The organism is Phormidium sp. FACHB-1136 (assembly GCF_014697375.1).
Lineage (GTDB): Bacteria > Cyanobacteriota > Cyanobacteriia > Phormidesmidales > Phormidesmidaceae > Nodosilinea.
This window is the reverse complement of record NZ_JACJRS010000168.1, coordinates 1-6,285: the sequence shown is the minus strand read 5'-3', so window position 1 is coordinate 6,285 and position 6,285 is coordinate 1. Positions and strand designations below refer to the sequence as shown.

The 6,285-nt window shown below is 57.5% G+C and carries 5 protein-coding genes; 2 read left to right on the top strand and 3 right to left on the bottom strand.

The annotated features are described in order from the left end of the window. Positions 1-257 precede the first annotated feature (257 nt). Positions 258-614, bottom strand: coding sequence for a hypothetical protein (locus H6G62_RS25525; RefSeq protein WP_190500442.1), 357 nt, complete (start codon positions 612-614; stop codon positions 258-260). Between the two features lie 107 nt (positions 615-721). Next, the gene (locus H6G62_RS25520) at positions 722-4,069 is read right to left on the bottom strand and encodes a DEAD/DEAH box helicase (RefSeq protein WP_190500440.1); all 3,348 of its coding nucleotides are present in this window, start codon (positions 4,067-4,069) and stop codon (positions 722-724) included. A 404-nt stretch (positions 4,070-4,473) separates the two neighbouring features. On the opposite strand from H6G62_RS25520, the gene folB reads away from it, so the two are divergent. Beyond that, positions 4,474-4,857, top strand: a complete 384-nt coding sequence (gene folB / locus H6G62_RS25515; RefSeq protein WP_190500438.1) for a dihydroneopterin aldolase — start codon at positions 4,474-4,476, stop codon at positions 4,855-4,857. A gap of 17 nt (positions 4,858-4,874) precedes the next feature. Next, positions 4,875-5,771, top strand: a complete 897-nt coding sequence (lipA, locus tag H6G62_RS25510) for a lipoyl synthase (RefSeq protein ID WP_190500436.1) — start codon at positions 4,875-4,877, stop codon at positions 5,769-5,771. Between the two features lie 229 nt (positions 5,772-6,000). On the opposite strand, the gene H6G62_RS25505 is transcribed toward lipA, so the two are convergent. Then, positions 6,001-6,153 (bottom strand): PQQ-binding-like beta-propeller repeat protein, encoded by a 153-nt coding sequence (locus H6G62_RS25505; RefSeq protein ID WP_190500434.1) that lies wholly within the window; start codon positions 6,151-6,153, stop codon positions 6,001-6,003. Positions 6,154-6,285 lie beyond the last annotated feature (132 nt).

Sequence of the window (6,285 nt, the reverse complement as noted above, 5' to 3'; positions counted from 1 at the left end):
AGCCAACTTTGATTCAATCCCATCCCAACTACCAGACCCTCCTGAACTACGGGGTTATCGCCGCATAGACTGGGATCACAGCCTCCTAAATCTGTCCGGAGTGTTGCTTGTGACAACATCGACTGATCCTAGGCTATAAGAGTCGGTTTCTATGGGTGCGGGTTCAGGGCCGATGGCTAGGGGCATAGATTATATGAGATCAGGCAGTGATCAGCACCACTCTAATTACTACATTTCACAGATTTCAATCTATATGTCTACTTGTACTTGATGTTAATGATCGTTTCCCCTTTGGCTCCAACTGTGAAATTTGCATCACAGGGAACGCCTATCTCATGTAAGCTAGTGCCAATATTTATGCCTGCTTCTTTGGCAATTTTTATCTCTAATTCATCAACTCCATTTTCTGCGCCAGACCTGATGATTTCTTTGATGTTCTCAATGTCACTATCTTGGCTTAAGGTTGCAGTATCAATAATCTTTTTGGCCAGAGGTTCGATCAATAGCTTGTATACATCATAGCCAACGATAAGGCTTTTCCATCCGTGAGGAAGAGCGGACTTCATGCCAATGCTAGCTATATCATTGTAGTTAATCGAAGCTTTTTTAGTCACGACTTTGTCTTCCTAGAAGTTTCAGGATATTGATATTAGGACACCTCGAAAAATACAAGTCTTATTTGAAAATCTATTTAACAGATGTGCTGAACCAGGTATTCCCCCTAATCCCCCTCATCAATCACTGCACCGCGATCCAATAATAGCAAGGTTCTCAGTTGGTCGGTGTCGAGTTCGGTGAGCCAGGTTTCGCCAGCGCTGACCACCTGTTCTGAGAGGGCTTTCTTGCTTTCGATCATCTCGTGGATGCGTTCTTCTAGGGTGCCGGAGCAGACGAATTTGTGGACTTGCACATTGCGGGTTTGGCCGATGCGGAAGGCGCGGTCGGTGGCTTGGTTTTCCACGGCGGGGTTCCACCAGCGGTCGAAGTGGAAAACGTGGTTGGCGCGGGTGAGGTTGAGGCCCACCCCTCCAGCCTTGAGGGAGAGGATAAACAGGCGGGGGGCGGCAGGGTCGTTTTGGAAGCGGTCTACCATGGCCTCGCGCTGGGTTTGGCTGGTGCTGCCGTAGAGGAACAGCGATTCGTAGCCCAGGTGGGAGGAGAGGTGCCGTTGCAGCAGCTTGCCCCACTCGGCAAACTGGGTGAAGATCAGGGCGCGATCTCCGGCGGCGACGAGTTCTTCCACCATTTCATCTAGCCGTTGCAGCTTTACAGAGCGGCCCTTCAGGCCCAGGCCAGATTCTTGCAAAAACAGGGCGGGGTGGTTGCAGATTTGCTTTAGCCGGGTGAGCAGGGCCAAAATTTGCCCCTTGCGCTGCACGCCGCTGGATTCGTCCAGGCTGGCTAGGGCGGCATCGACGGTTTGCTGGTAGAGGTTGGCCTGTTCGGCGGAGAGGCCGCAGAAGACGGTCATTTCCTGCTTTTCGGGCAGGTCTTGGATGATGGTGCGGTCGGTTTTGAGGCGGCGCAGAATGAAGGGCTGCACCAGGGATTTGAGGGCCTTGAGGGAGGCCACATCGCCGTAACGTTCGATAGGGGTGGCAAAGCGGCGCTGGAAGAAGTTTTTTGGCCCCAAATAGCCGGGATTGAGGAAATCCATGATTGACCACAGTTCCGTCAGGCGGTTTTCCACCGGGGTTCCGGTCAGGGCAATGCGAAACTGGGCTTCGATCTGGCGGACGGCCTTGGACTGTTTGGCCTCGGCGTTTTTGATGTTCTGGGCTTCGTCCAGCACCAGGCACTGCCAATCCACCGCTTGCAGGGATTTGAGATCGCGATACACCAGGGCGTAGCTGGTGATGATCAGGGACTTGGTGGCGGCAATTTTGGCGAAGGTGCTGCCCTTGGGGCGTTTGTCGCCGTGGTAGACCAGGGTTTTGAGTTGGGGGGCAAAGCGCTGCACTTCCTTGGCCCAGTTGCCCAGCACCGAGGTGGGGCACACCAGCAGCACCGGAGAGTCTAGCCAGTCGTTGGCTTGCAGGTGCAGCAAAAAGGCGATCAGCTGGATGGTTTTGCCCAAACCCATGTCGTCGGCGAGGCAGGCCCCCAGACCCCACTGTTCCAAAAAGGCCAGCCAGGACACGCCACGGGCTTGGTAGGGGCGCAGTTTGCCCGTAAATCCGGGCGGTTCCGCCATTTCCGCCAGAGTTTGGTTGCCCGTGGTGAGGGTGTCGATCAGTTGTTGCAGAGAACCGGAGGCCTCAAAACTGACGACGGGCAGCTTGTCGATCAGTTGGGTGTCCCCGGTGCTGATCCGCAGGGCATCTTCGACGGAGAGAGGAGCCGCCGTCTTCTGGCCCTCCAAAAACCGCTGGGCCGCCTTCACATCCTGGGGCCGCAGTTCCACCCACTTGCCGTTAATTTCCACCAGGGGCGATCCTTGGCGAATGAGCTGCTGAAACTCCTTGGCGCTGAGGGTTTCTCCGGCCAGGGACAGTTCCCATTGGAAATTCAGCAAACTCTTGAGGCCCAACCGCTGCCGCTGCCGACTGGGGGGCACTTCCGCTTGGACTTTCAGGCCCAGACGGCTTTGGGTGTCGTCCACCGATGGAGCCAAACCAGGGGGGAAGGCCACCTCCACACCGTTGTCTTGCAATAGCCACGCCGAGGCTTTGATGAACTGGTAGGCCTGGATGGGGTCGAGGGTGCAGTGGGTGGGGTGGGGCTGCTTTAGGCTCTCGCGGATGGGGTCGTAGAATCGGGCGGCGCGGCCCAGTCCGGCTAATAGGGTTTCCTGGGGGTCTTGCAGAATCGCCCCTTCGTGCCGCAGTTCGGCCACGGGGTGCTGCCAAATGTAGTCGGCGCTGGGTTGCCAGTCGGGCACGGCTACGGATTGCAGGTGGTAGCGCAGTTCCCAGGGGTGTTCTAGGGTTTCGGGGGGCTGCAACACCAGCCGCAGCCGAAACTGATAGGCCGGATCTGCCGCTAGGGTTTGGAGGGGCGTCGTCCAGGTGGTGAGGGCTTCCTGAAGCCGAGCCGCCGCTACCGGGGGCGCTTCTAGGGAATTTTTGGCGCTCGTCAACGCCTGAAGCCAGGGCTGGAGGGGCAGTTCTTGACCCAGGTTGCTGAGGTTGAGGGGCTGCTCCTGGGCCGCTTGGCGCATCTGAACATCCACCTGGGCGGTAAGCAGGCTGACCAAAAGTTCCTGGGGAGCCGTCAACGGAGCCATGCAGCTCAGGCTAGGTTCCGCCTTGCCGAGGGCTAGATAGCTCCGGCACAGCGCAGGCATGGTGTGGGAAAAGTTGCGTAGGCGCTCCTGATCGGCGGCGCTATCAAACAGCGGTCGCCAGCCCGCCGCCAGGGTTTGGCTGGTGAGTTCAATCGTCGGCAGCACCTTGCCCCGTGCCAGCAAACTCAGCCCCCAGCGGGCCACATGCCCCCAAAAGCGGGTATCCGCCCCCAGGGTATCCGCCCCCAGTTCCACCCCTTGGCCCAGGGGTAGCGCCAATAGCAACGGCAAGGCTTCGGAGGCCGACAGCCACCAGCCCTGGATCTGCCAAGGATGCAGCACTTTTACGGCGGGAATCTCGGCCTCATCCTCGCCTTCCTCTAATCCACCATAGGCCGAGTGAATCGGGTGAATCGCGCCATAGCCAGCAGGACTATCGAGGGTGTGATCGGTCTGGCTGTGGGTGTCCTGACCGTTGATATCGACCTGACCGTTGATATCTAAATGGGAGGGCAGGTGAAGGACGCACTGTCCCCAACTGGGTTCAGATCCCTTACGAGTCGATCCCTTGGTAGTACGCTTCCCGGTGCCGCTGGTGGCCTTGCGGCGGGTACCTCCATCGGCAGTGAGGGCGGCGGGTAATAGCGTGGCTTCTCCCTTGCCCAAAATGGCCTGCTGTAAACGGGTCAACAGCGCATTCAGTTCGGCTTGGTCAATGGCGTAGGGGTGGAGGTGTACCTGTTCCCAGGCGGCAAACCCCTCCTGGGGCAACGGCTTCCAGGCTTCTCCCCAAAGGAAAAACTGCTGCGCCTGCGGAAACCAACCGATGTGTAGTGTTGCCATTAACCTATCTTACCGACTCGCTCAAACCACAATTGCGGCGACAAAACCTACCGGAGCGCCAAACCTCTCTGGCGGACTGTCCCCGCCAAAATCCCCTGGATTAAGGAATCAGGGCGAAGGAAACGACCCACCTAACCCGTTTATCTTACCCCCTTTGTTGGGATAGAAAAGATGCTGCACCGGGTGCGGTCTCCGTGCCCCTATAGCCTTGGGGTGATGTAGAGGTCAGGCCTTCTGGCCCTTTGGCGGATCTGGGCTCTGACAAGTTTTGTCAGTCAATCAGGCCAGGTACCGGGGAGATCGAGAACGGATCAACGGTATACCTCACTCAATCAAGAATCGCTATAGATGCTATCCAGGCACTATCCGCTATTCTGTCGTCAGACCTCCTCCTAAAATACTTTATGGATACCCCTGCCCTGGATGCCATTCATCTCACCGGCATTCGTGCCTATGGCTATACTGGAGCTTTGCCGGAAGAACACGTGCTAGGCCAGTGGTTTGAGGCCGAGATTACCCTCTACCTCGACCTGTCCCTAGCCTGCCAGAGCGACCATTTGCCCGATACTCACAACTATTGCACCGTGGTAGAGCAAACCCAGCGCATCCTTCGCGAACAGCGGTTTGCCCTGATTGAACGACTAGCCGGAGAAATTGCCCAAACTGCCCTGGTAACGGATGATCGGCTACAGCGAGTACGGGTCAAGGTGACCAAGCCGACCCCCCCGATCCCCGACTTTAGCGGCCAGGTGGCGGTGGAAATTACCCGCGATAGAATGCAGGGGTAATTTGGACGATCCATCCCATGGCCGCTCCCCATCCCCTGCGTGACGACATTGCCCGAATGCCCGATTGGTTGCGCCGCCCCATCGGCAAGGCCAGCCAAATTTCCACCGTGCAGCGGATCATCAAAGAACGCCAAATCCACACCATCTGCGAAGAGGGCCGCTGCCCCAACCGGGGGGAATGCTACGCCAACCGCACCGCCACCTTTTTGCTGATGGGGTCGGTGTGTACAAGGGCCTGCGCCTTTTGCCAAGTAGACAAGGGCCACGCACCGATGACCCTCGACCCCCACGAGCCGGAGAAGGTCGCCGAGTCGGTACGGCTGCTGGGGCTGCGCTACGTGGTACTCACCTCCGTGGCACGGGACGATCTACCCGACCATGGGGCCAGTTGGTTTGTGCGGGTGATGGACACCATTCGTCAGGTTAACCCCGGCACCGAAATCGAAGTGCTGACCCCCGACTTTTGGGGTGGCCTCGGTGGTGAAACAGCCCAGGCGGAACGGGTGCAGACCGTCGTTTCGGCCCAGCCTGCCTGCTATAACCACAACCTAGAAACCGTCAAACGGCTGCAAGGCCCCGTGCGGCGAGGGGCCAAATATGACCGTTCCCTGCGGGTGCTGTCCTTGGTCAAAGCCGCCAATCCTGAGATTCCCACCAAGTCTGGCCTGATGGTGGGCCATGGCGAAACCGAAGCTGAACTGATCGAAGCCATGGCCCACCTACGGCAAGTGGGCTGCGACCGCCTCACCCTCGGCCAATACATGCGCCCCTCCCTCGACCACCGCCCCGTAGACCGCTACTGGACACCGGAAGAATTCGACCGCCTCGGCACCATAGCCCGCGAAATGGGCTTCTCCCACGTTCGTTCTGGCCCCCTGGTACGCAGTTCCTACCATGCGGGAGAGTCACCCTAACCCTATCCATTATCTACCACTGGGCGCGGGAACTAAGGCTACAGGCCAGCCCAATCACATCATGGAGCAGGTCTTGGTGCATCAGGGCACGGTCTACGCGGGACTGAATTTGATCCGTACAAACCATAAAGCATCCTCATGCAGAATCCGGCCATCTTAGGTTCCGGCCATCTTTAGGACGAAAAGCACTATGGAGGCTGGAGACAGCACCCACAAAACAGAACCACCCTCACTCCACCGCATAGAGGTGACCATCAACGCTGCCAAAATAAACCACCCCATCGGCAATGGCGGGCGAGGATCCAACCCGTCCTTCGGTTTTGGGCGTTGCATAATTAAAAGATGAGTTAGGGTAATACCAATAAAAAATGAAGTTGAGCATAATTTAGGCTGCTTTCTGGAATTCCGCTTGGAGTAGGGCATCGAGAATGAAGTCATAGCCCGTGATGGACTGCACTTGTTCTGGCGTCAGACGGGCGAGTTCTTGGTCAACCCGCTGTTGAAGGGCCTCCAG